Origin of the sequence: Nocardioides sp. NPDC057577 (genome assembly GCF_042801335.1) — a bacterium.
Classification (GTDB): Bacteria; Actinomycetota; Actinomycetes; order Propionibacteriales; family Nocardioidaceae; genus Nocardioides.
Window position 1 is genome coordinate 46,735 of the sequence record NZ_JBHVGB010000009.1, and the last position, 23,465, is coordinate 70,199.

The 23,465-nt window shown below is 69.0% G+C and carries 22 protein-coding genes and 1 tRNA gene; 9 read left to right on the top strand and 14 right to left on the bottom strand.

The genetic code is table 11. The features are described from left to right. Window position 1: 1 nt before the first annotated feature. The 3 genes from ACFU7D_RS03355 to ACFU7D_RS03365 form a co-directional block, all read right to left on the bottom strand. Window positions 2-1,180: a mandelate racemase/muconate lactonizing enzyme family protein gene (locus ACFU7D_RS03355; protein ID WP_378724534.1), complete on the bottom strand. Its 1,179-nt coding sequence runs from the start codon at window positions 1,178-1,180 to the stop codon at window positions 2-4. 160 nt (window positions 1,181-1,340) lie between these two features. Beyond that, window positions 1,341-3,194, bottom strand: a complete 1,854-nt coding sequence (locus ACFU7D_RS03360) for a YhgE/Pip family protein (RefSeq protein ID WP_378863295.1) — start codon at window positions 3,192-3,194, stop codon at window positions 1,341-1,343. Continuing rightward, window positions 3,191-3,844: a hypothetical protein gene (locus ACFU7D_RS03365; protein WP_378863298.1), complete on the bottom strand. Its 654-nt coding sequence runs from the start codon at window positions 3,842-3,844 to the stop codon at window positions 3,191-3,193. The genes ACFU7D_RS03360 and ACFU7D_RS03365 overlap by 4 nt, the downstream gene beginning before the upstream one ends. Window positions 3,845-3,967: 123 nt before the next feature. On the opposite strand from ACFU7D_RS03365, the gene ACFU7D_RS03370 reads away from it, so the two are divergent. The 3 genes from ACFU7D_RS03370 to ACFU7D_RS03380 all read left to right on the top strand — a co-directional run bounded on the left by ACFU7D_RS03370 (window position 3,968) and on the right by ACFU7D_RS03380 (window position 7,243). Beyond that, window positions 3,968-5,323 carry a flavin monoamine oxidase family protein gene (locus tag ACFU7D_RS03370; protein WP_378863301.1) on the top strand — a complete coding sequence of 452 codons (1,356 nt, stop codon included), beginning with the start codon at window positions 3,968-3,970 and terminating at the stop codon, window positions 5,321-5,323. A gap of 112 nt (window positions 5,324-5,435) precedes the next feature. Further along, window positions 5,436-6,212 (top strand): MBL fold metallo-hydrolase, encoded by a 777-nt coding sequence (locus ACFU7D_RS03375; protein WP_378863304.1) that lies wholly within the window; start codon window positions 5,436-5,438, stop codon window positions 6,210-6,212. A gap of 35 nt (window positions 6,213-6,247) precedes the next feature. Then, complete coding sequence (locus ACFU7D_RS03380; protein ID WP_378724544.1) at window positions 6,248-7,243, top strand: DUF2804 domain-containing protein; 996 nt, start codon at window positions 6,248-6,250, stop codon at window positions 7,241-7,243. Window positions 7,244-7,361: 118 nt separating this feature from the next. Here ACFU7D_RS03380 and ACFU7D_RS03385 read toward each other — a convergent pair. The 6 genes from ACFU7D_RS03385 to ACFU7D_RS03410 all read right to left on the bottom strand — a co-directional run bounded on the left by ACFU7D_RS03385 (window position 7,362) and on the right by ACFU7D_RS03410 (window position 12,773). Continuing rightward, a tRNA-Met gene (locus tag ACFU7D_RS03385) sits at window positions 7,362-7,435 on the bottom strand. Between the two features lie 55 nt (window positions 7,436-7,490). Further along, window positions 7,491-10,388: a UPF0182 family protein gene (locus tag ACFU7D_RS03390; protein ID WP_378863307.1), complete on the bottom strand. Its 2,898-nt coding sequence runs from the start codon at window positions 10,386-10,388 to the stop codon at window positions 7,491-7,493. Beyond that, window positions 10,385-10,999, bottom strand: a complete 615-nt coding sequence (locus tag ACFU7D_RS03395; protein WP_378863310.1) for a PPA1309 family protein — start codon at window positions 10,997-10,999, stop codon at window positions 10,385-10,387. Before ACFU7D_RS03395 ends, ACFU7D_RS03390 begins: the two co-directional genes overlap by 4 nt. Then, the gene (locus tag ACFU7D_RS03400; RefSeq protein WP_378863313.1) at window positions 10,996-12,042 is read right to left on the bottom strand and encodes a PDZ domain-containing protein; all 1,047 of its coding nucleotides are present in this window, start codon (window positions 12,040-12,042) and stop codon (window positions 10,996-10,998) included. The genes ACFU7D_RS03395 and ACFU7D_RS03400 overlap by 4 nt, the downstream gene beginning before the upstream one ends. A gap of 33 nt (window positions 12,043-12,075) precedes the next feature. After that, window positions 12,076-12,312, bottom strand: coding sequence for a hypothetical protein (locus tag ACFU7D_RS03405; RefSeq protein ID WP_378724551.1), 237 nt, complete (start codon window positions 12,310-12,312; stop codon window positions 12,076-12,078). A 35-nt stretch (window positions 12,313-12,347) separates the two neighbouring features. Further along, window positions 12,348-12,773 carry a molybdenum cofactor biosynthesis protein MoaE gene (locus ACFU7D_RS03410; RefSeq protein WP_378863316.1) on the bottom strand — a complete coding sequence of 142 codons (426 nt, stop codon included), beginning with the start codon at window positions 12,771-12,773 and terminating at the stop codon, window positions 12,348-12,350. Window positions 12,774-12,829: 56 nt separating this feature from the next. On the opposite strand from ACFU7D_RS03410, the gene ACFU7D_RS03415 reads away from it, so the two are divergent. Together ACFU7D_RS03415 and ACFU7D_RS03420 are read left to right on the top strand one after the other, a co-directional pair. Then, window positions 12,830-14,164: a zinc-dependent metalloprotease gene (locus ACFU7D_RS03415; RefSeq protein ID WP_350659429.1), complete on the top strand. Its 1,335-nt coding sequence runs from the start codon at window positions 12,830-12,832 to the stop codon at window positions 14,162-14,164. After that, window positions 14,161-14,784 (top strand): NUDIX hydrolase, encoded by a 624-nt coding sequence (locus ACFU7D_RS03420; protein ID WP_378863319.1) that lies wholly within the window; start codon window positions 14,161-14,163, stop codon window positions 14,782-14,784. The genes ACFU7D_RS03415 and ACFU7D_RS03420 overlap by 4 nt, the downstream gene beginning before the upstream one ends. Here the strand turns inward: ACFU7D_RS03420 and ACFU7D_RS03425 are convergent. Beyond that, window positions 14,703-15,248 (bottom strand): M48 family metallopeptidase, encoded by a 546-nt coding sequence (locus ACFU7D_RS03425; RefSeq protein WP_378724559.1) that lies wholly within the window; start codon window positions 15,246-15,248, stop codon window positions 14,703-14,705. The two genes, ACFU7D_RS03420 and ACFU7D_RS03425, sit on opposite strands and share 82 nt — an antisense overlap. An 11-nt stretch (window positions 15,249-15,259) precedes the next feature. Further along, the gene (locus ACFU7D_RS03430; RefSeq protein ID WP_378863322.1) at window positions 15,260-16,297 is read right to left on the bottom strand and encodes a PHP domain-containing protein; all 1,038 of its coding nucleotides are present in this window, start codon (window positions 16,295-16,297) and stop codon (window positions 15,260-15,262) included. A 542-nt stretch (window positions 16,298-16,839) separates the two neighbouring features. On the opposite strand from ACFU7D_RS03430, the gene ACFU7D_RS03435 reads away from it, so the two are divergent. From ACFU7D_RS03435 to argS, 3 genes are all read left to right on the top strand, one after another. Further along, window positions 16,840-16,998, top strand: coding sequence for a DUF5679 domain-containing protein (locus tag ACFU7D_RS03435; RefSeq protein ID WP_091051197.1), 159 nt, complete (start codon window positions 16,840-16,842; stop codon window positions 16,996-16,998). Window positions 16,999-17,225: 227 nt separating this feature from the next. Then, complete coding sequence (locus ACFU7D_RS03440) at window positions 17,226-17,999, top strand: hypothetical protein (RefSeq protein ID WP_378863325.1); 774 nt, start codon at window positions 17,226-17,228, stop codon at window positions 17,997-17,999. Between the two features lie 158 nt (window positions 18,000-18,157). Continuing rightward, window positions 18,158-19,831: an arginine--tRNA ligase gene (argS, locus tag ACFU7D_RS03445; protein WP_378863337.1), complete on the top strand. Its 1,674-nt coding sequence runs from the start codon at window positions 18,158-18,160 to the stop codon at window positions 19,829-19,831. Between the two features lie 10 nt (window positions 19,832-19,841). On the opposite strand, the gene ACFU7D_RS03450 is transcribed toward argS, so the two are convergent. The 3 genes from ACFU7D_RS03450 to ACFU7D_RS03460 form a co-directional block, all read right to left on the bottom strand. Next, window positions 19,842-20,006 carry a hypothetical protein gene (locus ACFU7D_RS03450; RefSeq protein ID WP_378724564.1) on the bottom strand — a complete coding sequence of 55 codons (165 nt, stop codon included), beginning with the start codon at window positions 20,004-20,006 and terminating at the stop codon, window positions 19,842-19,844. Between the two features lie 79 nt (window positions 20,007-20,085). Then, window positions 20,086-20,568 carry a carboxymuconolactone decarboxylase family protein gene (locus ACFU7D_RS03455; protein ID WP_378724566.1) on the bottom strand — a complete coding sequence of 161 codons (483 nt, stop codon included), beginning with the start codon at window positions 20,566-20,568 and terminating at the stop codon, window positions 20,086-20,088. Then, the gene (locus tag ACFU7D_RS03460; RefSeq protein ID WP_378863328.1) at window positions 20,565-21,665 is read right to left on the bottom strand and encodes a dihydrodipicolinate reductase; all 1,101 of its coding nucleotides are present in this window, start codon (window positions 21,663-21,665) and stop codon (window positions 20,565-20,567) included. Before ACFU7D_RS03460 ends, ACFU7D_RS03455 begins: the two co-directional genes overlap by 4 nt. 115 nt (window positions 21,666-21,780) lie before the next feature. On the opposite strand from ACFU7D_RS03460, the gene ACFU7D_RS03465 reads away from it, so the two are divergent. Beyond that, window positions 21,781-23,427: a GMC oxidoreductase gene (locus ACFU7D_RS03465; protein ID WP_378863331.1), complete on the top strand. Its 1,647-nt coding sequence runs from the start codon at window positions 21,781-21,783 to the stop codon at window positions 23,425-23,427. The last annotated feature ends 38 nt before the right edge of the window (window positions 23,428-23,465 follow it).

Consider the following 23,465-nt stretch of genomic DNA (forward strand, 5'->3'; position numbering starts at 1 on the left):
GTCAACGTGGGGAGGTGCCCGGGGAGCGCGGGTGGAGGGACGGCTTGCGCACGAGCCGGCGACCGGCTCGCTCCGGGCGTACGTGGGGACCGCCGTGGCGACCCCAGTCGGCGGCCTCGTTCATGCGCTCGATCGCGGCCTCGTCGACGACGAGGCCGAGACCAGGGAGATCGCCGAGCACCAGGTGCCCGTCCTCGATCTCCTGGTCGGAGGTGATGCCGAAGGGCAGGTGCAGGTCCTGCACCTCGAGCGAGAGGTGGTTGGGAACGACCGTGGCTGCGTGGGCGACCGGGTTGGCGTTGTAGCCCACCGGGCTCATCGGCAGGTCGAAGGCCAGCGCGAGCGCGGCCACTCGCAGGAAGTGGGTGATCCCCCAGACGCTGCCGGTCTGCACGACGTCGACCGCGTTGGCCTGCAGCAGCGGCCGGAACTGCTCGAGACCGGTGAGGTTCTCCCCGGTCGCGACGGCCGCACGCACCGACTGGGACACCCGAGTCAGGCCGTCGACGTCCCACCGGCGCACCGGCTCCTCGACCCAGGCGAGGTCGACCGACTCCTCGAGGCGGCCGATGTGGCGTACCGCCTCCTTGCGCGACCAGGACTCGTTGGCGTCGAGCATCAGCGCGGGCGCGGCACCCGTCCGGTCATGGAAGACGTCGCTCACGAGGTGGAGGCGCCGCAGGTCGGCCTCGACGTCCAGGCCGCCCTTGATCTTGACGGCGGTGAAGCCACGGTCGGCGAACCGGGTCTGGAGCTCGGCCAGCTCGTCGTCGGTCAGCGGCCCGTCCAGACCGGAGGCGTACGCCGGCACCACCCGATCGCGCCCGCCGAGGAGACGCCACAACGGCTGGCCGGCGGCTTTGGCCTTGAGGTCCCACAGCGCCATGTCGAGTGCGCCGATCGCCCCGAACACCGCGCCTGCGTGCCCGGACTTGAAGACCCACGACAGCATCCGGTCATAGAGCGCCTGCACGGCGCGTGGGTCCTCGCCCTCCAGGGCCGGGAAGACGACGTCGAGCCCCTGGTGGTGGCCCAGGCCGATGCCCTCCAGCCCCGAGTCGGTGGTGAGCACGACGATCGGGACCGCCGTCTTGCCCGACCCGACGGCGCCGTTGACGTCGCCGATGGGACGTCCCCAGTCGTGCACCGTGGTCAGCGTGCGATAGCCCGTGATGCGCATGGTCTCGTCGGCCCCTTAGCCCTCGGCCGCGGCGGTGACGCCGTCGATGGTCTGCTTCTGGAGGTCGCCACCACCTTCGTGGTGACCACCTGTCGAAATCATCAGACATCATTTGTCTGTTGTCAACCGTCGGTTGTCTGCCGCCGAGTCATGGCGCGCCTCAGAGGACGATCTCGGGCCTCACCCGTTTGGGCGTCCAGACCCGTTGCCGGCGGGCGCCGTGGCTGGTCAGCAGCAGCGCCCCGACGAGGAAGGCGGCCAGGACGAGGGCGTCTGCGACGACGCGCCCCGAGAGTCCGCCGTACATCAGCTGGCGCAGCCCGTCGACGGCGTAGCTCATCGGCAGTACGTGATGGAGCGGGTGCAGCGGCCCGGGGATCGTCTGCCAGGGGAAGGTGCCGCCGGCGGTGACGAGCTGGACGACCATCAGGACCAGGCCGAGGAACTGACCCGGTGCCCCGAGGAGCGCGTTGAGCATGTGCACGATCGCGATGAACGTCGCCGAGGTGAGCAGCAGGAACCCGAAGGTGCCGAGCCAGTTCACCGGGGTGATGTCGACGGCGAAGCCGACGACCACGATCACCACGGCCATCTGGGCGGCACCGATGAGCGCTGGGGTGATCCAGCCACCCAGGGCGATCCGCAGCGGCGCCTGGTTCGCGGCCAGCGCACGGGTCGAGATCGGCCGGACGAGCAGGAACAGGACGTACCCGCCGATCCACGCCCCCAGGGCGAGGAAGAACGGCGCCAGCCCGGCGCCGTAGGAGGATGCCTTCGCCTCGGAGACCGAGTCGATGGCGACCGGGTCCGCGATCGTCGAGGCGATCTGGTCGCGCAGCTCCTCGTCGGTGGCCGGCGCCTGCGCGACGCCGTCCTGCAGCCCCTTCTTCAGGTCACCGGCGCCGGTGGCGAGCGTGCCGGCGCCGTCGCGCAGCTTGGTCGCGCCGGTGCTGAGGTCGCCGGCGCCGTCGGCGGCCGAGGAGATCCCGGTGACGAGATCGGGCATCGCGTCCGCGAGCTGCTCGTTGCCGTCGGCGACCTGGTCAGCGCCGGTCGCGAGCTGGTCGAGCTGGCCGGAGACGTCGCCGACGCGCTGGTCCACGCGGTCGAGCGGGGCGGAGCCGCGGTCGTAGATGGCGAGGATGTCGGCACGCTGCTGCTGGTCGAGCCCCTCGGCCTCGAGCCGAGCGTCGAGATCCGTCCGGGCGGCGTCGTACGCGGCGACGGCGTCGTCGACGGCGGTCGCGGCCCGCTGCCCGGTGGCGGCGATCTGGTCGTTCCCGTCGGCGACCTTGCGGGCGCCGGTGGCGAGCTCGCGCGTCTGGGCGGGTAGGTCGGCGACCTTGCTCTCGATGGTGTTCAGGCCGTCCTCGAGGTCGCCGGCCCCGGTGGCCAGCTTCCCGGCGCCGTCGCGCAGCGTGCCCGCGCCCTTCTCCAGCTTCGCGGCACCGTCGGCGGCCTTCACCAGACCCGAGCGGAGGTCGGAGATGCCGAGCAGGAAGTTGGCCGCGGCCTGCTCGGAGACCTCGCTGGCGATGGCGTCACGGACCTTGTCGGTGACGTTGGTCGCGATCGTGGTCGACAGGTAGGAGTTGGCGTCGTTGGTGATGACCTGGATCTGCGCCTGCTTCGGGTCGAGACGTTCCGCGCCCGTCAGCGTCCGGGAGAAGCCCTCGGGGATCCGCAGGGCGAAGTAGTAGTCGCCCTGCCGGATGTCCTCCTCCGCCGTGGCCGCGGAGACCTCCGACCAGTCGAAGTCGCCCGACTTCAGGAGCTTGTCGGCGACATCGCGCCCGGCGTCGATCTTCGTGCCGTCGGTCGTGGTGGCCCCGGTGTCCTCCACGATGAGAGCCGCCGGGAGCTCATCGAAGTGAGCGTACGGATCGTGGTTGGCGTAGAGGTAGAGCCCGGCGTAGAGCGTGGGGACGAGGACGAGCGCCACGATGACGAGCTTCGCCAGCCGTCCGGCCGTGATCCGGCGCAGCTCGGTCAGGGCGATACGCAGCGAGTTCATGCTTCCTCCGTCGGACCGATGGTGAACGTACGCACGCCGGCGGGGATCGAGACCGCGGCGCTCGCGGTGACCAGGACACCGGGCCGAGTCTCGGAACCAGCGAGGTCGTCGGCGATCTCCAGCCACCGTGCGACCGGCAGGCCGAGCCGCTCGGGGTAGGTGAGGACGAGGAAGCGGGTGCCCGGCCGCAGCAGCGCCATCCGCGCGAGGATCTCGAGGCGGGGTCCCGGCGGAACCGCCTCCGTGGTGACGCCGGACCCGAGGTCGTACTCCCCCAGCCAGCCGTCGATGGCTGCAGCACTCGGCTTGCGCTTCGCCATGGCGAGCTCCTCGCCGAGGATCGTGCGGAACGGCACCATCTCGTCGGGTTCGGAGACCCCTGGCACATCGACGAGCGCCACGGCCGCCTGCAGGGCCCGAAGCGACGCGTCACCGTCCATCTCCACCCTGCCCGCATCCAGCCGGAGCCGCCCGGCGAGGGCGAGCGCCAACGACGTGTGCCCACCTCCCGGCGGCCCCACCGCCACCGCGACCTCTCCCCCGCGCAGCGTCAACGACGTGGCCGGAAGCAGGTCCCGGGGCCCCTGCCGAACACGCACGCCGAGGGCTCGCAGCCTCGTCGTCTCCTCCTCGACCACGTCCTCACTCATGGCCGAAACCCTGTCACCAAATGTCGGCAAAGACGATCAGGCACAACGATCCCGGCGCAGCCGCACCGAGAACGTCGTACCGTGACTTCAGCCGTACGCCTGACCTGAACGGAGGCTCCCACGATGCCCGACACCGACGTGGTCGTGGTGGGAGCCGGCCTGGCCGGCCTGAGCGCGGCCCGCAGGCTCACTGCGGCCGGAAGGTCCGTCGTGGTGCTGGAGGCACGGGACCGGGTCGGCGGTCGCACCGAGGGTGGAGTCCTCGAGGGGCACCCGATCGAGCTCGGCGGCACCTGGATCGGCGAGGGTCATACCGAGATGTACCGGCTCGTCGACGAGCTGGGCCTGGAGACGTTCCCGACCTGGAACGACGCCGGCGAGCTGCTCGTCGACCTCGGCGGCAAGCAGTCCCGGCTCGGCCCGCAGAAGGGCGCGACGCCCAAGTTCAACCCGATCGCCCTGGCCGACCTCGCCCAGGGCCTGGCCCGCTACGAGAGGCTCGCGCGCGGCGTCGACGTCGAGCGGCCGTGGGCCCACCCCAAGGCCTCGCTGCTGGACGGCCAGACCTTCGAGTCGTGGATCCGTCGCAACCTGAGGACGCCCACCGGCCGTTCCTACTTCCGCGTGCTGACCGAGGCTCTCTACTCGGCCGACGCCGCCGACCTCTCCCTGCTCCACACGCTCTTCTACACGATCAGCAACGGCGATCTCGATACGCTCGCCTCCACCGACAGCGGCGCCCAGAAGGATCGCGTCGTCGGTGGATCGGTGCTGGTCTCCCAGCACCTCGCCGTCGGCCAGGACGTGCGGTTCGGCTCGCCCGTGGCCCGCATCGCCCAGAGCAGCGAGAGCGTCAGTGCCATCACCCGCGACGGCGAGACCCACACGGCGCGACATGCCCTCCTCACCCTGCCTCCGACCCTCGCCGGGCGGCTCGACTACGACCCGATCCTTCCCGCCGGCCGCGACCAGCTCACCCAGCGCGTGCCGGCCGGAACGGTCGTGAAGTGCTTCGCGGCGTACCCGAAGCCGTTCTGGCGCGAGCAGGGACTCAACGGCCAGGCGATATCCGACCGCGGCCCGGTCAAGGTCACCTTCGACGTCTCCCCGCCCGGCGCGGAGGTCGGCATCCTGATCGGCTTCGTCGAGGCCGGCGAGGCCCGCAGCTGGCAACGTCTTCCCGACAGCGAGCGTCGCCGCGGCGTCATCGACTGCTTCGTGCGCTACTTCGGGGGCGAGGCAGCCACCCCGATGTCGTACGTCGAGAAGGACTGGAGCGCCGAGGAGTTCACCCGCGGCTGCTACGGCGCCGGCTTCGGCCCCGGCGTCTGGACGAACTTCGGACCGCTGCTCCGCGAGCCCGTCGGTCGGATCCACTGGGCCGGAGCGGAGTACGCCACCGCATGGAGCGGCTACATGGAGGGAGCAGTCCGCTCGGGCCAACGCAGCGCCGACGAGATCCTCGCCGCACTGGCATGACCCGCAAGTCTGCTGAGGTCGAGATCTCCGATGTCGGTGGCACGAAGAGACTCGTCTTCGACATCATCAGCGGTAGTCCCGATGTCCTGGCCGAGATCATGGAGGCACTCGCGTGAAGATCCACCACCTCAACTGCGGCACGATGCACCCGGTAGCCACCCCCGGCAGCCTGGTCTGCCACGTACTTCTCGTCGAGACGGAGAACGGTCTCGTGCTCGTCGACAGCGGATTCGGTACGCAGGACGCCGCCGACCCGAAGGGCCGGTTCGGCGGCGCGCGCTTCCTGGTGCGCCCGAGTTTCGACGTCTCCGAGTCGGCCGTCGAGCAGGTCGCGCGGCTGGGCTTCGACCCTCAGGACGTACGCCACGTCGTGCTCACCCACTTCGACGCCGACCACACCGGCGGGCTCGCCGACTTCCCCTGGGCGCAGGTACACCTGACCGCAGCCGAGAACTTCGCCGCCCTGCACCCCCAGGGCGCCATCGAGAGAGGCCGCTACCTGCCCAGCCAGCGTGCCCACGGCCCGGTGCTCGTCGAGCACACACCTGAGGAGGGCGAGTCCTGGAGAGGGTTCGCGGGGGCCAAGGAGCTCACCGAGATCTCTGCCGGCCTGGTGCTGATCAATCTGCCGGGCCACACCCGCGGCCATGCCGCCGTCGCCGTCGACGCCGGTGACCACTGGGTCCTGCACGCTGGCGACAGCTTCTACCACCACGGCCAGATCGACGGCTCCGGCCACGCGCCGCGCACCCTGACCCTGATGGAACGCCTCATCGCGCACGACCGGAAGAAGGTCCAGGCCAACCACGAGCGCCTCGCCGAGCTCTGGGCCGCCCCCTCCCCCGACCTCGTCCTCGTCAACGCCCACGACCCGAGCCTGCTCCGCTAGCCTCACCTCGCTGTCGTCTCATGAAGAGGAACACGATGTCCGAGCGCGAGTTGACTCACCCCGTCACGCTGACATTGCCGAACGGTCACCTCAATCCGGACGCGGTCGGGTGGGCACGTCAGCCGCTTGTCGACACCACCGGCATCGGTCGCGGCCGGGGCCGCAACAAGCGCTGGGAATACTGGAATGTCACCACGCCGACCCACATCGTCGGACTTACCGTCTCCTCGATCGACTACGCCGCCGTCCATGAGGTCTGGGTCCTCGACCGTGTGACCGAGCAGACCTGGGGCGCAGCGGCGACGGTGATCCCGCCACGGCACGTCGAGCTACCGGCCACCGTCGAGAGCGGCCGAGCGTTCGCCCGGGCCAAGGAGCTGGAGATCGAGGTGACCCCCGACACCGACGGCACTCGCCTGCAAGCCCGGATCCCCGGAGTCTCGATCGACGTTGTCGCGCATCTGCCCGCGCTGCACGAACGACTGGCTGTCGTGGTGCCATGGAGTTCGACCCGTTTTCAGTACACAGTCAAGGATGTCGCCCGGCCGGCGACAGGATCACTCACCATCGACGGCATCGCCCACCAGCTCCCCGCGGATGACTCCTGGGCAGTCCTCGACCACGGCCGGGGCCGATGGCCCTACAGCATCAGTTGGAACTGGGGCGCTGGCTCGGGTCGCAGTGGCGGTCGGGTGATCGGCCTCCAGGTCGGCGGTCTCTGGACCGAGGGCACCGGGTCGACCGAGAACTCCCTGTACGTCGACGGGAGGCTGCACAAGATCCACGAGGAGCTCACCTGGGACTACGACCTGGCTGAATGGCGCCGGCCCTGGCGCGTCCATGGAGGCGGCCTCGAGGCGACGTTCGAACCGTTCTACGACAAGGTCACCCGGACCAACTTCGGCGTCCTGGCCGGGCGCACCGACCAGTGCTTCGGGCACTGGTCAGGCACCTACGCGATCCCGGACGGCGACAAGATCGCCTTCGACCAGATCCTCGGCTGGGCCGAAGAGGTACACAACCGCTGGTGAAACCTGTAGTGGATCCCCGCCTAGCCACTTCTGAGCGCACCGACGCACAACGACACCGCAGCTCAGACTCGGAAATCGAAGAAGCCCGGACCTTTCGGTCCGGGCTTCTTCTTTGGAGTAGCGGGGACAGGATTTGAACCTGTGACCTCTGGGTTATGAGCCCAGCGAGCTACCGAGCTGCTCCACCCCGCGTCGCAAGAAGAACATTACACGCGAGGGGAAACGAACCCCTAATCGGAGGAGTCCCTCATCCCCCCGAGATGAGGTCGGCGGCCTGGTCGACCTTGTCCTGAGCCTCGGCGATGAGGCGCTCGCGCTCGGCGTAGTCGCCGGCCTTGCCGGCCTCGTCCGCCTGAGCGAACAAGGAACGCGCGTCCTCGAGGAGCTGGCCCACCTCACCCGGAGAGTCACCGGAGGGTGGGGTGGTCTCGGCCGGTTCCTCGTCGGGATCGGAGGCCGTCGGGGGCGTCGGGGCGGCGCCGGTCAGCGCGACCTCGAGGGCCTCGTTCAGCGTCGAGCCGTAGCCGACCCGTCCGTCGTAGGAGACCAGCACGAAGGCCAGCTGGGCATAGCCCGAGGTCGAGGCGGTCGCTCGGCGGGCGTAGATCGGCTCGACGTACAAGATGCCGTTCTTCGCCGTCGGGTACGTGACGACCTGGCCCCACACCGGCGCCGATCCGGAGCGGTTGAAGGAGGCCACCTCGTCGGCGATCGCCTTGTCCGTACGGAACTCGTTGGAGACCATGCCCGGACCCTGGGTGTCGTCGGGGAAGCCGGTGGTGATCCGGATCTTCCCGTAGTTCTCCGAGGTGGCGTCCGAGTCGACCGACATCATCGCCGCCAGGTTGGGACGGTTGTAGGGCACGAACGCGGACGTCAGCGACCAGCGCGCCGTGCCGGAGCCGTCGTCGAGGAACATCCGGTAGGGAGTCTGCTGGTGGTTGTCGTCGTTGGGGTCCTCGGGGACGGCCCAGCGCTCGTTACCGGAGAAGAAGACGTCTGGGTCGGAGACGTGGTAGCGCGCCAGCTGGTAGCGCTGCACCTTGTAGAGGTCCTCGGGGTAGCGAAGGTGCTCCAACAGCTCCTTCGGGATCGACGACTTCGGCATCACGGTGCCGGGGAAGGCCGCCTCCCACGTCTGCAGGATCGGGTCGGCCTCGTCCCACTCATAGAGCGTGACCGTGCCGTCGTACGCATCCACGGTCGCCTTCACCGCGTTGCGCATGTAGTTGATCTCGTCGGTCGGCAGCGTCTGCACCCCGGCCGAGGTCTGGGTGGCGTCGTCGGTCATCGAGGCGAACGAGTCACGCGCGGCCTGCGGGTAGCGGTCGGTGGTCGTGTAGCCGTCGACCACCCACTGGATCCGCCCGCCCACGATCACCGGGTAGACGTCGTCGTCCAGGGTCAGCCACGGCGCCACCTTCTGCACCCGCTCCTTGGGAGAGCGGTCGTAGAGGATCTCGGAGTCCTCGGTGACCCGCGAGGAGAGCAGGAAGTTCGTGGAGCCGAACTGGATGGCGTACATCAGCTGGCGGAAGTTGGACCCGATCGGGATGCCGCCGGCACCTTCGTAGGTCGTCCGGGTCTCGCCGTCCTCGGAGTTGTAGTCGAGCTCGACCGCGGCGCCCTTGTCGGCCTTGCCGACGATCGAGTACTCCGGCGAGTCCTCGCCGAAGTAGACCTTGTCCTGGAACTTGCCCTGCCCGGAGGTCAGGTCGTGCTGGCCGGTGCGGTCGCCCTCGGCCCACTGCATCTGGTTCGACTCGGTCTTGTCGTCGGCTCCGCGCATGTTGGCGTAGGAGGCGATCACGCCGTTGGAGTGGGTGTAGACCGTGTGCAGGTTGGTCCAGGTGCGGTCGGAGTCGGAGATGCCGGCCTGGTTGAGCTCGCGTACGCCGAGCACGACCGCGCGCTCCTTGCCGCCGACCTCGTAGGTGGAGATGTCCAGCGGCTCGTGGACCGAGTAGTAGGAGCGACCCTGCTGGACCTGCTCGAACTCGCGGTGGACCACAGCGGGGTCGACGATCGGCAACGAGGACGCGGTCTCGTCGAGCTGCTCGGGAGAGGCGCCGTCGGCCTCGGCCTGCGAGGTGTACTCGGTCACCTCGAGGTCGTCCTTGGCGATCCCGTAGGCGTCCTGGGTGGCCTTGATGTTGGCCGCCAGGTAGGGCTTCTCCTTGTCCTGCTCGCTCGGCCGGACCTGGAAACCCTGCACGACCGCGGGCCAGATCATCCCGATCAGCAGCACCGAGATCGCGAACAGCGAGATCGCGATCGAGGGCAGCTGCCAGTTGCGCCGCCACATGTTGAGGATGAACAGCACGCCACAGATCACCGCGATCCCGAGCAGGATCTGGTTGGCCGGGAGGACGGCGTGCTCGTCGGTGTAGGTCATCCCGTCCAGGCGGGGCCCGGAGCCGTTGACCAGGTCGTAGCGGTCGACCCAGTAGTCGAGCCCCTTGACCAGCAGGATCAGCCCGAGCATGGCGCTGAGCTGGATCTGCGCCGAGCGGGTGAACCGGTCGCGCTGCGCGGTGAGCCGGATGCCGCCGTAGACATAGTGCACGACCATCGCGCCGATGGTGCCGAGGATCAGCCCGGTCAGCGCGAAGTTGACCAGGTAGTGCCACCACGGCAGGTCGAAGACGTAGAAGCCGATGTCCTTGCCGAAGAACTCATCGGTCTTGTCGAAGTCGCGCCCGTGGCGCCACATCAGATACGTACGCCACTGGCCGGCGCCCGAGAAGCCGGCGAAGATCCCCGATACACCAGCGACGCCCACCAAGAGCCAGGTGCGGATCGGGGCGATCGCGTCGCGGTAGCGGTCCAGCCCACCGATGTCGTCGGCCGGGTGGAAGTAGGGACGGGTGCGGTAGGCGAGCGCCGCGGGCAGCCCGATCATGATCGCCATCAGCACGAAGAAGATGACGAAGAGTGCGGTCCGCGTCCAGAAGACCGTGCCGAAGACGCTGCTGAAGTCGATCGCGTCGTACCACAGCGCGTCGGTGTAGATCGCGGCGAAGGCACTGATGCCGAAGAAGAGCACGATGACCGAGACGGCCGAGATCGCCAGCCATCGGTTGCGGCCGCTGCTCTGTGTGCGCGCCGGCGCCTGCGCCGGGTCGTCGTCGTCGAACAAGCTCATTCCTCACCCTCCGGATTCTCCTCAAGAGTGACACGCAGCAGTTCGAGGAGCTCGGGGACCAGGTCGACCCCGCCGATGACCGACTGGTCGTCGTCGTGCGCCTTCAACCGCAGAGCACAGTACGTTGCACCAGCACGTGTCGCGCCGGCCACGATGCGTACCTCTTGCCGGTCGGGGTGCGCCTTGGCGAACTCCGCGGCCGCCTCGGCGTCGTCGGGGATCTTGCCGTCGGCATCGGGCGGCAGCACCAGGCGCTCGACGACCGCCGCACAGCCGGTGACCCCCTGGGGCCAGGCGGTCGTCTGGAGGACCTCCTCCAGCTGGGTCGTCACCGGGACCTGGTCCTGCTCGATCGGGGTCAGCGACCCGTCCTGGTCGGGAGCGTCCAGGCCCATCATCGTGGCGAGCGCGGGCTCGGCCCTGACCAGCGCTGCGGTGTCGACCAGCGCGAAGAGCCGCGCCGGCCCGTCCCAGCCCAGGCCGGCGACGTGGGACTCGATCTCGAGGACGGCCGCGGCCAGCGCGGGGTCGGTCTCCAGGTCGAGACCTCGGCTGAGCTCAGGAGTGGGCTCAGGAGTGGGCCCGGGCGTGGGCTCAGGGGTGTCGTTCACTTCGTGCTCCCACAGGTCGGCAGCTTGGCATTCGGGTCCTCGGTCCAGGTTTCGATCGCCTTGATGGCGTCGTCGAGAGTCTCCACACGGGTCAGGCGCATGTCACCGTTCTCGGCGCCCTCGACGTCTTGGCAGTTGCCGGCGGGCACCAGGAAGAGCTCGGCTCCGTCCGAGGCCGCACCCGGGATCTTCTGCTGGATCCCGCCGATCGGGCCGACGTTGCCGTCCCCGTCGATGGTGCCGGTGCCGGCGATCTTCTTCTCGTCGGTCAGCGGCCCCTCGGTGAGGGTGTCGTAGACCGAGAGCGCCATCATCAGTCCGGCGCTCGGTCCGCCGATGGCCGGATCGAGGGTGATCTTGACGTCGTAAGGAAACTCGTAGGTCGCTCCCAGCGAGACACCGATGAAGGCCTTGCCGTCCTTCTCGCCGGTCTTGATGGTCTCGGTGAGCGTCTTGCCCTTGCGCTCAATGGTCACCTCGATCGTGTCCCCGGGCTCGACCTTCTGCACCTCGGCGACGACCTCTTCGGGGGTGTCGACCGCCTTGTCGCCGACCTTGGTGATCACGTCGTCGGCCTTCAGCTTGCCGGCGGCCGGCGCGTCCTCGGTCACCTCCGCGACCGAGACCTCGTCGACGTCCTCGCCGAGCTTGGTGAGCGCTGCCGCGATCGCCGCGTCCTGAGCGCTGGCCATCTGCACCTGCCCGGCCTCGCGGTCGTCCTCGACGGTGCCCTGGTCGGGGTAGGCGACCTCGCGCGGGTAGACCGCCTCGGTGTCGCTCATCCAGGCGCCGAGCAGGGTCCAGAGTCCGAGCCGAGCCTCGCGGGTGGTCTCGGAGACCGTGGTCATCCGCAGCTGGCCCTTGTCGCGGTAGCTCGGGTGGCCCTCGACCTGGACGATGTCCTTGCCGTCGAACTCGCCCAGGACGTTCACCGTCGGCCCGGGGCTGTAGATCGTGAACGGAAGCGGGACGACCCAGGCGATCACGATCAGGGCAACCACGAGCGGCAGGGCGACCAGACCGGCCAGGGTGCGCTGTGTCATAGCGTCACCTTCTCATTCGAGACCAAGTGCACCCTAAGAGGCGTCGCGGTTGACACGGACCGCGACTCCGGTCGATCTGTCCGGCGGCGGCTGGGGCGCTGCGTACCTTCTCGAGCGCTCCCGCGTCTTCTCCTTCTCGAGCGCGACGCCGAGGCGGCGTACGACCTCTTCCCGGTCCTGCTCGCGGCCCTCTCGTCCGAGGAACGCGACCCAGGCCATCGCCAGCACGGTGATGACCGCAGACGGTACGAGCCAGAGCAGGATGTCCACGGGCTGAGCCTATTTGGTGAGCACTGCGGCGCGCATCAGGGCGCGCCGACCCACTCGTCGGTGCCGTCGGTGAAGACCTGGTGCTTCCAGATCGGCACCTCGGCCTTGAGGGTGTCGATGAGGTCGCGGGAGGCGGCGAAGGCCTCGCCACGGTGGCCGGAGGCGGTGGCCACGATGACGGCGATGTCGCCGATGTCGAGGTGGCCGGTGCGGTGGACGGCGGCGAGCCCGGCTACGGCGTGGTTCGCAGCGACCTTCTCGGCCACCTCCTGCAGGCGTGCGAGGGCGGTCGGGTGGGCCTGGTAGTCCAGACCCGTCACGCCCTTTCCACCGTCGTGGTCGCGTACGCGGCCGACGAAGATCGTGACTCCACCCGAGGTCTCGTCGTCGAGTGCGTCCATCACCTCGGTGACATCGAGAGGGGTCTCCCGGATGTCGAGGAGCTTTACGGCAGCGTTCATGGGGCCAGCCTAGTGCTTGCTGACAGCAGGCTTCCGTAACCGCGTAGGCTGGACACATGAGTCAGACCCCAGGTGGCCCCGACGAGCCGGAGGAGCCGGAGAACCCCTTCAAGGGCACGCCCTTTGAGGCGTTCTTCGGTGGTTTTCCTATCGGCGGCGTCGGCGGAGGCCCCGGCGGCATGCCTGACCTGAGCCAGATCTTCGGTCAGATCCAGTCGCTGCTACAGCCCTATGACGGCCCGCTGAACTGGGACGTCGCGATGGACCTCGCCCGCAAGGTCGCCGCGTCCTCGCCCGACCCGACGCCTTCTCAGCGGCAGAAGGACGCCGTCGCCGACGCGATCCAGCTGGCCGACCACTGGCTGGAGGAGACCACGTCCTTCCCCTCCGGCGTGAAGTCCGCCACCGCCTGGTCGAAGGCCGAGTGGTTGGTCAACACCCTGGACGCGTGGAAGCCGCTGATCGAGCCGGTCGCCGCCTCGACCGCGGCCGCGATGAGCGGCCAGCTCCCCGAGGACATGAAGGCCCAGATGGGCCCGATGATCGGGTTCGTCGGCAAGGCGATGGGCGCGTTGTACGCGAACCAGGCCGGCACCGGCCTCGGCCATCTCGCCGGCGAGGTCATCTCCGTCTCCGACATCGGCATCCCGCTGACCGAGCCCGGTCAGGCCGCGCTGCTGCCGGTCAACGTCGAGCCCTTCGCCGAGGGCCTGGGCGTCAGCACCGACGACGTGCTGCTCTTCCTGGCCCTGCGCGAGGCCGCCCACCAGCGGCTCTTCGCCGGCGTGCCGTGGCTGCGTGACCACGTGGTCTCGGCCGTGACCGACTACGCGCGTGGCGTCGAGCTCAACATGGAGGCCATGCAGCAGCGCATCGAGGAGCAGATGCGCGGCCTGGACCTCTCCGCCATGCAGGACCCGTCCCAACTGCAGAACATGTTCGAGGAAGGCATGTTCGAGGTGCCCGACTCGCCCGCGCAGAAGGCGGCGCTGGAGCGGCTCGAGATCGTGCTGGCGCTCGTGGAGGGCTGGGTCGACGAGGTCGTCGCCCTGGCCACCGCCGAGAGGATGCCGGTCGCGGCGCAGCTGCAGGAGGCCGTACGCCGCCGCCGGGCTGCCGGCGGTCCGGCCGAGCAGACCTTCGCGACCCTGGTCGGCCTCGACCTCCGGCCACGACGGCTGCGGGACGCGGCCGCGCTGTGGGGCTCGCTGCGCACCCGACAGGGCATCGAGGCCCGCGACGGCGTCTGGATGTCCCCGGCGCTGCTGCCCACCTCGGCCGACCTCGACGACCCGCTCGGCTTCCGTGAGGGCGCCGAGGCTCCCGACGTCGACTCGATCGACTTCGACGCGGAGCTCAAGAAGCTGCTCGGCGGAGACGCTGACGAGTGAGTCTGCACGCTGACGCGCTCGCGAACCTGCGGGCGTGGGATGCGCCGTCGGCTCCGCAGGAAGCCTTGCGGCAGCGCTACGTCTCCCATCTCGAGGCCGAGCCCACCGGGGTCTTCAAGTCGTGCGTACCCGACCACCTGACGGCCTCGTGCGTGGTGCTCTCCGACGACGGCTCCTCGGTGCTGCTGACCCACCACCGCAAGGCGCGGCGCTGGTTCCAGTTCGGTGGTCATCTGGAGCAGGGCGACGCGACGCTGTGGGCGGCCGCCGCCCGTGAGCTGCGTGAGGAGTCCGGGGTGCCGGACCTGGTGCCGCTGCCTGGATTGGTGCAGCTCTCCGAGCACCCGGTGCCCTTCTGCGCTCCGTCCGGGGACGTCCACCACCTCGACGTACGCTTCATGGCCCTCGCTCCCGCTGGCGCGGTCCCGGCGGTGAGCGAGGAGTCGCTGGACGTACGTTGGTGGCCGGTCGACGGCATCCCCGACCCCGAGGACAATCTCCTCGAGCTCATCAAGCTCGCCCAGGCCCGCCGAGTCGGTCAGTCGATCTCTTCGACGTCGTCGTCCTCATCGCCCGGAGGGGCGGGGAGCTTGGCGGCGGCGGACCAGCCGGCCAGGTAGCCCTTGGCGCGCTCGGCCTGGGGATAGCGGTCGACCCACGCCCAGAAGGCCTCGTTGTGCTTGGCCTCGAAGAGGTGGGCGAGCTCGTGGACGAGCACGTAGTCGACGACCCAGCTCGGCATGCCTCGCAGCCGGTCGCTGAGCCGGATCGAGCGGTCGCCCGGGGTGCACGAGCCCCAGCGACTGTTCTGGTTGTCGACCCAGCGAACGGAGTCGGGCTTGGCCAGACCGCCGAAGTACTGGTCGCTCAGCGCGGCCGAGCGCCGCATCAGATCATCGTCGCTGGGCTTGCGACGCCGTTCGGCCTTCTCCAGGCGGGCGACCATCTGCTCGACCCACTCGGCCTCCTCGCGCTGGGACATCGCGGCCGGGATCATCACGATGATTCGGTCGCCGTCACGGTAGGCGGAGACCGTACGCCGACGCCGCTTGCTGCGTCGCACCTCGATCTCCGGGCCGTCCATAGGTCAAGAAACTACCTGTTCGCCCAGGCCAGCAGGCGATCCCGCGGCCAGGTGTTGATGATCCGTTCCTCTTCGATACCCGCCGTTTCGGCTCGTTCGCACCCCAGGACGAGGAAGTCGAGCTGCCCCGGGGCGTGTGCGTCCGAGTCGATCGAGAAGAGGCAACCGGCGTCGCGAGCGAGCTCGAGGAGCTTGGACGGCGGGTCTCTCCGCTCGGGCCGGGAGTTGATCTCGACCGCGACCTCATGCTCGGCGCACGCCTCGAAGACCTTGCGGGCGTCGAACTGGCTGCCGGGCCGGGTGCCGCGGTTACCGGTGACCAGTCGACCGGTGCAGTGACCGAGCACGTTCATCCGGGTCGTGGAGACCGCCGCGACCATCCGCTTCGTCATCTGCTCCTTCTCCATCTTGAGCTTGGAGTGGACGCTGGCGACCCGCAGCTGGAGCTTGGCGAGCATCTCGTCGGTCTGGTCGAGGCTGCCGTCGTCGAGGATGTCGACCTCGATCCCCTTCAGCAGGGTGAACCCGTGTCCGGCGAGGTGGTCGTTGACCGCGTCGACGACACCGAGCTGCCGCTCCAGGCGGGCGGCGCTGAGGCCGTTGGCGACCGTCAGGCGCGGACTGTGGTCGGTGAGCACGAGGTACTCATGTCCCAGCTCGATCGCGGTGAAGGCCATCTCCTCGATCGGCGACCCGCCGTCGGACCAGTCGGAGTGGCTGTGCAGGTCGCCGCGGAGCCTGCTCCGCAGCCCCTCCCCCGCCCCGTCGGCGGTCAGCGGACCGCCGTGGACGCGCTCGGTCTCCAGCAGCCGCTGCGGAACCTCGCCGCGCGCGGCCTCGCTGATGACCTTGGCAGTGCTGGCGCCGACCCCGCTCAGCTCGGTCAGGGTGCCCTCGGCCACCCGGCTGCGTACGTCCTCCTCGGAGAGGGGCAGGATCGCTGCGGCCGCGGCGCGGAACGCCTTCACCTTGTAGGTGTCCTCGCGTCCGCGCTCGAGCAGGAATGCGATCCGTCGCAGCGCTGCGACGGGGGACAACGGCTCGCCCACCAAATCTTCCTCCAACTATTTTTGCCTCCACAGGCGGTGGAGAATGCTTTTCCCTGGTCAAGGTCCTGATTCAACCGAATATTCTTCATCCGGTCACTTGGTTACTCACAGGAATGCGCGTGTCTTCCACCGGCTGTCCCCAAGCAAAGCGGGGTTGTCCACATCTTGTCCACAAGCAACGCGGAGTGGGACGTTGACGCGCTCCCACATCCTCTTTAAGTTCGATGTCAGTGGGACCCCCGGCGCCGCCGGACGGCCTTCGCAAGGGGAAGGCGAAGGACGATCCAGGCACCGGGGGTCCCTCCAGTTTTCAGGTGGCTCGGCGACCTTGGCAAGTGCCTTCGGCAACGCTTCGATGCCCCTTCGAAAGTCGCGAATCCCCCGGTATGACGCCAACACGCCGACACTCGCTTGATAGCCCGTGTTGCCGCCGAAAGCGCCGCGTGTCGTAGGGTCGAGTTGGCTCGACATGACGAGCTTCCGACGGGCTTCCCTGACAACCCCGTCGCGACGACCAGTTAAATAAAGGCAAGGAGGCCGTCATGGCGGAGACCTGGAGCGGCGAGTTCTACTGCGTGAAGTGCAAGGAGAAGCGCGAGGCAACCGGTGAGATCCGGGTGAACGACAAGGGCACCAAGATGGCCAAGGCCGTCTGCCCCGTCTGCAGCACCAACCTCAACCGCATCCTCGGTAAGGCCTGAGCGCTCAGTTTCATCCTGAGCCCACGCGGCGGCGTCCCCGGCATATCCGGCGGCGCCGCTGCCACGTTTTGCCGAGACGGCAGCCCCGTCGGCCGAAGCGTCACGCGCGTCGGCCGAGACGTCATCCAGGTGCCAACTCGGCCGACGTAGGTGACGCCTCGGCAGGTTATCCACAGGGGCTGTGGATTGTCGGTGCGGGAAATCCGGGGCGATGTGAGACTCCCGGCATGAGCACGCGCTACCGGATTCGGCCGGGGTATGTGGCCGTACGACGTGATGAGACCCGACTCCAGATCGGCATCGACCCGCCACGGCGAGCGATCGTGCAGGACGGCGTGGAGGTACGTCGCCTGCTGACCGACCTCGCCGCCGGCCAAGCGGTCGAGCCAGACCACCTGCCCGGACGGCACGCGATGCAGCAGCTGGGCAACGCCGGCCTGCTGATGGAGGCGGACGGCGGGGAGCCGCCACCACGGGTGGGCTTCGACGGTCCGCCGGCGCTGCTCTCGGCGGCTCGGGCGCTGATCGGACCGGCCCCGGCAACGTCGGCCGCGCCCGACATCGTCGTACTCCTCTCCGAAGGGCCGCTGGACCGCGAACGAGCCGACGAGATGGTGCGCGAGGGCAGGGCGCACCTCGTCGTCGAGAGCGGCCCCGACACCTGGACGGTGGGCCCGCTGGTCGTCCCCGGGGTCACCGCGTGCCTACGCTGCCTCGACGCGACGCTCGCGGAGGAGGACGAGCGGCGGGCCGTGGTCGTGAGCCAGCTCGTCGGCAACGACGTGCCGAGCGACGCGCTGCTGCAGTCCCTCGCGCTCTCCTGGGCCGTACGCGACGCCCGCACCTACCTCGCCGGGCGGACCCCGACCTCGTGGTCGGCGTCGGTGATCCTCACCCGTGACGACGAGCCCACCGTCCGACAGTGGCTGCGGCATCCCTACTGCGGCTGCGCCTGGGACCTGATCGCCTCGGCCGGGCCGGGGACGGGTGAACCGGCTTGACCTCCGCCGACGCCTCCGGCACCCTTGCGGACATGGTCACGAAGAGCGCGCTGCGACGACGAGGCATGGGTCTCTGACCCCGCCCTCGCGTCAGCCTGCCCTCTTCACCTCCTAGGACCACTCCCGTGCACGAGCACACCCTTGCCCTGTCCGCATCCCTGCAGAGCGCCGTCGTCACCTGCTTCGGCGACACCTTCGCCGGTATCGATCCCGAGCTGCGGCCGGCCACCCGGCCCGAGTTCGGACATCTCCAGTCCAATCTCCCGCTGCGGCTGGCCGGCCCGCTCGGCCTGCCGCCGCGGGAGATCGGCGCCCGCCTCATCGATGCCGTCGACCTGGGCGATCTCGTCTCCCTCGAGCTGGCCGGAGCCGGGTTCCTCAACCTCACCTGGTCCCCCGACGTCCTCGGCGCGGTGGTCAGCGACCTGCTCACCGACCCACACCTGGGCGTACCCGTCCCGGCGAGCCCGAGACGGGTCGTCGTCGACTACTCCTCCCCCAACGTCGCCAAGCCGATGCACGTCGGCCACCTGCGCTCCACGGTCATCGGCGACTCTCTCGCCAGGGTCCTGGCCTACACCGGCCACGACGTCGTGCGGCAGAACCATCTCGGCGACTGGGGCACCCAGTTCGGCATGCTGGTCGAGGAGCTGCTCGGCGAGGGTCTCAGCGACCCGGCCACGGTCGCCGACCTGGACATGGCCGAGCTGCTCGCGCTCTACCAGCGGGCCAAGGCGCGCTTCGACGACGATCCGGGCTTCGCCGACTCCGCCCGGCGGCGGGTGGTCGCGCTCCAGTCCGGCGAGCCGACCACCCTCGCGCTGTGGCAAGCGCTGGTCGACGCCTCGATGGCCGAGTTCGAGGCCACCTACGGCCGGCTCGGCGTACTCCTGACCGATGACGACTTCGACGGCGAGAGCCGCTACAACCCGCAGCTCCCCGGCGTCGTTGACGACCTTCGGGCATCGGGACTGCTGACCGAGTCGGCCGGCGCCCAGGTCGTCTATCCCGACGGCTTCACCGGCCGCGACGGCGCCCCGCTGCCGCTGATCGTCCGGAAGGCCGACGGCGGGTTCGGGTACGCCGCCACCGACCTCGCCACGATCCGGCACCGCGTCGACGACCTGGCCGTGAACCGGGTCGTCTACATCGTCGACCACCGGCAGAGCCAGCATTTCGAGATGGTCTTCGCCGTCGCCCGCGCCGCCGGCTGGCTGCCCGACTCGGTGGAGGTCCAGCACATCGGCTTCGGCACCGTGCTCGGCCCCGACGGCCGGCCGTTCAAGACCCGCTCGGGCGAGACGGTCTCGCTGACCGCACTGCTGGACGCCGCCGAGGAGGCCGCCGCGGCCAGCTACGCCGGCCACGAGGTCGTACGTGCCGTGGCCAACGCCGCGGTGAAGTACGCCGACCTCTCCAACAACCTCGCCCGCGACTACGTCTTCGACCTCACCCGGATGTCGGCCACCACCGGCGAGACCGGCCCGTATCTGCAGTACGCCCATGCCCGGGTGTGCAGCATCCTCGCGCAGGCACCGCAGCAGGCGCACGGCATCAACACGCTGTCCCACCCGGCCGAGCAGCGGCTGGCGCTGGAGCTGACCGGCTTCGCATCGGTGGTCGCCAAGGTCGCCGACACCTTGGAGCCGCATCACCTGACCGCGTACCTCTATGGTCTGGCGACCGCCCTGACGGGGTTCTACGAGAACTGTCCGGTGCTCAAGGCAGAGGGTGAGGTCAGGCAGACCCGACTCGCGTTGTGCGAGGCGACCCGGCGGGTGCTGTCAGAGGGACTCGGGCTCCTCGGGATCGAGGCGCCACAGAGGATGTGAGCGGTGGTGCTCAGGACCACCAGTCGGAGTCGAGCTTGGCTTCCATGGAGCGCACGTGACGTCGCGAGCAGGCCTCGCAGAACGACTTCGCACGCCCACGCTCGACCGCGGTGGTCCATGCGAGGAGGCGGTTGGGGTCGGCCTCGTAGCATCCGCAGAAATCGCAGGTCTTCATGTCTCAACGATAGGTCGAATTCCTGCGCTTCCCACGGTGCAACACCGAAATTCTGGATCACCCGGATGTCAGGTCCGTGTTACCTGCCTGAGGGCAGGACACAGGCGCTGTCGAGGCCCAGAACGTGGTTGAGACGGCCGAATGCCAGCCACGATCCGAGGCACATGCTCAGCTCGACGATCTCGGCATCGGTGTAGTGGGCCGACATCCGGTCCCAGAAGTCCTGGTCGATGCCGTGGTGGTCGATCGCGTAGCGCTCGGCGTACTCCGCCGCGAGCCGGGTGCGGTCGTCGAAAGCGTCTGTCGTACGCCACTCCTCGACCGCCTCGGCGAACGACTCCTCGACCTTCTCGCCGTCTCGTTCGGTGCGCCAGTCGAGGCAGAAGACGCACCCGTTGATCTGCGCGATCCGCAACCGGGCGGCCTCGAACTCGCGGAGCCCGAGCGTGGTGTGCTCGTAGACGGCGAGCGAGAGGCCGGCGGCGGCCGGACCGATCCCGTGGACCATCTCGCCCCAGACGTACGCGATCGGGTCCTTCCCCTCGGGGACGTCGATGATCATGCGGTCACACCTTCCTGGGCGGTCTTGGCCGCGCCGAGCTTGCCGGTCGCCGGACGCAGCGGTACGTCGAGCGCGTCGTAGAGGCCGGGGGCTGCGTCGACGAGCCACTCGACCGCGCCGACGAGCCTGCCGACCGCGGTGGCGTTGCCGCCCGCTGCCCGGTTTCCGGCCTTGTCGGTCGCCTCGACCGTCACCTCGATCCGTGGGTCGCCCTCGATGATCACCCGGTGGGCGCCGTCGCCGTCGGGTGGAGTCGGCCACTCCGGGGCGCACGAGGGATGGATGCGCGTGACGTGCTCGACGACGATGAGCGGCTCGCCTCCGACGATGCCCTGGACCTCGAAGCGCACCGCGCCCTGGGTGCCCTTCTCGAAGTCGCCCATCGAGGTGGTGGTCACGGTCTCGTCCAGCGGCAGCCGTTCGACGGTCTCCCGGATCTCGTCGAGCTCGACCTCGAGCCCGCGGGCGATCAACCGGACCTGACCACCCCACACCATGGTCGGCACGGTCTCCATGAGCATCGGGGCGTCGTAGTCCATCGGCTGCCCCATCCCGACGAGATAGCGGACGGAGTCGGGCTGGTCGTAGGTCGAGTAGTCGAAGATCTCCTGGCACCGGACGACGTCCACGGTGCTGCCCAGACCACTGACCAGCAGCGGCAGCACGTCGTTCCCCCACCCCGGATCGACGCCGGAGACGAAGAGGGACCCACCACCCTCGGCGATCGCGGCCAGCACCGGCTCGCGCATCTCCGGCGGAGCGTTGCGCTGGTCGTAGAGCGCGTAGAGGGCGGGCGTGACTACCACGGCACCGGTCCCGAGCGCTCGCACGATGTCGGCGAGGGCCTCGTCCGGGCGGATGTCGCCCGATGCGGCGTACACGATCGCCTGCGGACGTGCCGCGAGCACCGCGTCGATGTCGTCGGTGGCGGCGACCCCGAGGTCACGGCCGAGCTCTGCGAGGTCGCCGGCGTCGCGGCCGACCTTCTCCGGATCGTGGACGAGCACGCTCGTCAGCTCGAGCCGTGGATGTGCGTCGACCGCGCTGATGGCGAGTCGACCGATGTTGCCCGTACCCCAAATGCATGTGGTGACCATGCGACCTCTCTCTGATCGGTTTGCATGAAAGTTGCGAAACCAGTGACACCCGTCACACGGATACTAGAACATGTTCTAGCAATCAGTGACGGAAGTGATGGAAAGGGAGGTCATCATGAACAACACACCACGGGAGGGCGGGCCGCGAGGCCTGTCACGCCGAGGATTCATGCTCGGCGCGGGTTCGCTGGCTGGGGCCGGGATGCTGGGAGGAGCATTCGGAACCAGCCCGACCTGGGCAACCGCCGCGCCGGCGTCGATCGGCAACGGGGCGCAGGTGCCCGTGCTGGTCATCGGCACCGGCTACGGCGGCTCGGTCGCAGCCCTGCGACTGGCCCAGGCCGGCATCAACGTCCACATGGTCGAGATGGGCCAGGACTGGGCCACGGCCACCCCAGGGTCAGACGGCAAGATCCACCCCAAGATCACGAGTCCCGACCACCGCGCCTTCTGGATGCGCACTCGAACCAAACAGCCGCTCAAGAACTTCCTGGGGTTCCCGCTCGACAAGGACATCCCGAAGTACGCCGGGATCCTGGACGCCGAGGACTTCGCCGGGATCTCCGTCTACCAAGGACGCGGCGTCGGCGGCGGATCGCTCGTCAACGGCGGCATGGCCGTCACCCCGAAGCGCCAGAACTTCGGCTCCATCCTGCCCTCGGTGAGCGCCGAGGAGATGTACGCCACCTACTACCCGCGCGCCAACGCTGCCCTCGGCGTCGGATCGATCGACCCGGACTGGTTCGAGCGGACCTCGTACTACCAGTACTCGCGTGTGGGCCGGAAGCAGGCCCAGCGCTCGGGCTTCGCCTGGACGTTCGTCCCGGACGTGTACGACTGGAACTACATGGTCGCGGAGGACAACGGCACCGTTCCGAAGTCGGCGCTGGCGCAGGAGGTCATCTACGGGAACAACTACGGCAAGAAGACGCTGCCGAAGACCTACCTCGCCCAGGCCGCCGCCACCGGGAAGGTGGCGATCTCCTCGCTGCACCGAGCCACGTCGGTCAGGCCCGCGGCAGCCGGTGGGTACGACGTCGTCCTCGAGCAGATCAACACGGCCGGCGACGTCGTGGCCACGAAGACGGTCAACGCGGGCAAGGTGTTCTTCGCGGCCGGCAGCGTCGGCACGAGCAAGCTGCTGGTGAAGCTGAAGGCGACCGGCGCGCTGCCTGCTCTGAACAGCGAAGTCGGCCAGGGATGGGGCGACAACGGCAACGTCATGTGTGGACGGGCGAACCACATGTGGGACCCGACTGGTGACGTCCAGTCGACGATCCCGTGCTCGGGCATCGACAACTGGGATGCCGGTGGCGCTTTCGCCGAGGTCGCGCCGCTGCCTACCGGGATCGAGACCTACGCGTCGTTGTATCTCTCGATCACCAACACCACCCGCCGGGCCTCGTTCTCCTACAACGCGGGGAGCGGCGGGGTCGACCTGTCGTGGCAGACCGCCTGGAAGCAGGACTCCATCGCGATGGCAAAGACGATCTTCGACAAGATCAACCAGAAGGAAGGGACGATCTACCGGACCGACTTCTTCGGCAACAACAAGCAGTGGGGCGACCACCTGACCTACCACCCGTTGGGCGGAGCCGTCATCAACAAGGCGACGGACAACTACGGCCGCCTGCACGGCTACAACGGCCTGTACGTCATCGACGGCGCGCTCATCCCCGGCAACACCAGCGTCAACCCGTTCGTCACGATCACCGCCCTCGCGGAGCGGAACATCGAGAGGATCATCGCCACCGACCTCTGATCGGCTCGGCTGAAATGTAGGACCGGCCAGTCCGAGGG

Bases quoted from the DNA above. Each gene is read 5' to 3' on its own strand.
- ACFU7D_RS03400 (WP_378863313.1), bottom strand. From the start codon at position 12,042: ATGACACAGCGCACCCTGGCCGGTCTGGTCGCCCTGCCGCTCGTGGTT.
- ACFU7D_RS03355 (WP_378724534.1), bottom strand. From the start codon at position 1,180: ATGCGCATCACGGGCTATCGCACGCTGACCACGGTGCACGACTGGGGA.
- ACFU7D_RS03410 (WP_378863316.1), bottom strand. From the start codon at position 12,773: ATGAACGCTGCCGTAAAGCTCCTCGACATCCGGGAGACCCCTCTCGAT.
- ACFU7D_RS03425 (WP_378724559.1), bottom strand. From the start codon at position 15,248: ATGGACGGCCCGGAGATCGAGGTGCGACGCAGCAAGCGGCGTCGGCGT.
- ACFU7D_RS03450 (WP_378724564.1), bottom strand. From the start codon at position 20,006: ATGAAGACCTGCGATTTCTGCGGATGCTACGAGGCCGACCCCAACCGC.
- ACFU7D_RS03360 (WP_378863295.1), bottom strand. From the start codon at position 3,194: ATGAACTCGCTGCGTATCGCCCTGACCGAGCTGCGCCGGATCACGGCC.
- ACFU7D_RS03365 (WP_378863298.1), bottom strand. From the start codon at position 3,844: ATGAGTGAGGACGTGGTCGAGGAGGAGACGACGAGGCTGCGAGCCCTC.
- ACFU7D_RS03440 (WP_378863325.1), top strand. From the start codon at position 17,226: ATGAGCACGCGCTACCGGATTCGGCCGGGGTATGTGGCCGTACGACGT.
- ACFU7D_RS03390 (WP_378863307.1), bottom strand. From the start codon at position 10,388: ATGAGCTTGTTCGACGACGACGACCCGGCGCAGGCGCCGGCGCGCACA.
- ACFU7D_RS03370 (WP_378863301.1), top strand. From the start codon at position 3,968: ATGCCCGACACCGACGTGGTCGTGGTGGGAGCCGGCCTGGCCGGCCTG.
- ACFU7D_RS03435 (WP_091051197.1), top strand. From the start codon at position 16,840: ATGGCGGAGACCTGGAGCGGCGAGTTCTACTGCGTGAAGTGCAAGGAG.
- ACFU7D_RS03465 (WP_378863331.1), top strand. From the start codon at position 21,781: ATGAACAACACACCACGGGAGGGCGGGCCGCGAGGCCTGTCACGCCGA.
- ACFU7D_RS03460 (WP_378863328.1), bottom strand. From the start codon at position 21,665: ATGGTCACCACATGCATTTGGGGTACGGGCAACATCGGTCGACTCGCC.
- ACFU7D_RS03415 (WP_350659429.1), top strand. From the start codon at position 12,830: ATGAGTCAGACCCCAGGTGGCCCCGACGAGCCGGAGGAGCCGGAGAAC.
- ACFU7D_RS03380 (WP_378724544.1), top strand. From the start codon at position 6,248: ATGTCCGAGCGCGAGTTGACTCACCCCGTCACGCTGACATTGCCGAAC.
- ACFU7D_RS03455 (WP_378724566.1), bottom strand. From the start codon at position 20,568: ATGATCATCGACGTCCCCGAGGGGAAGGACCCGATCGCGTACGTCTGG.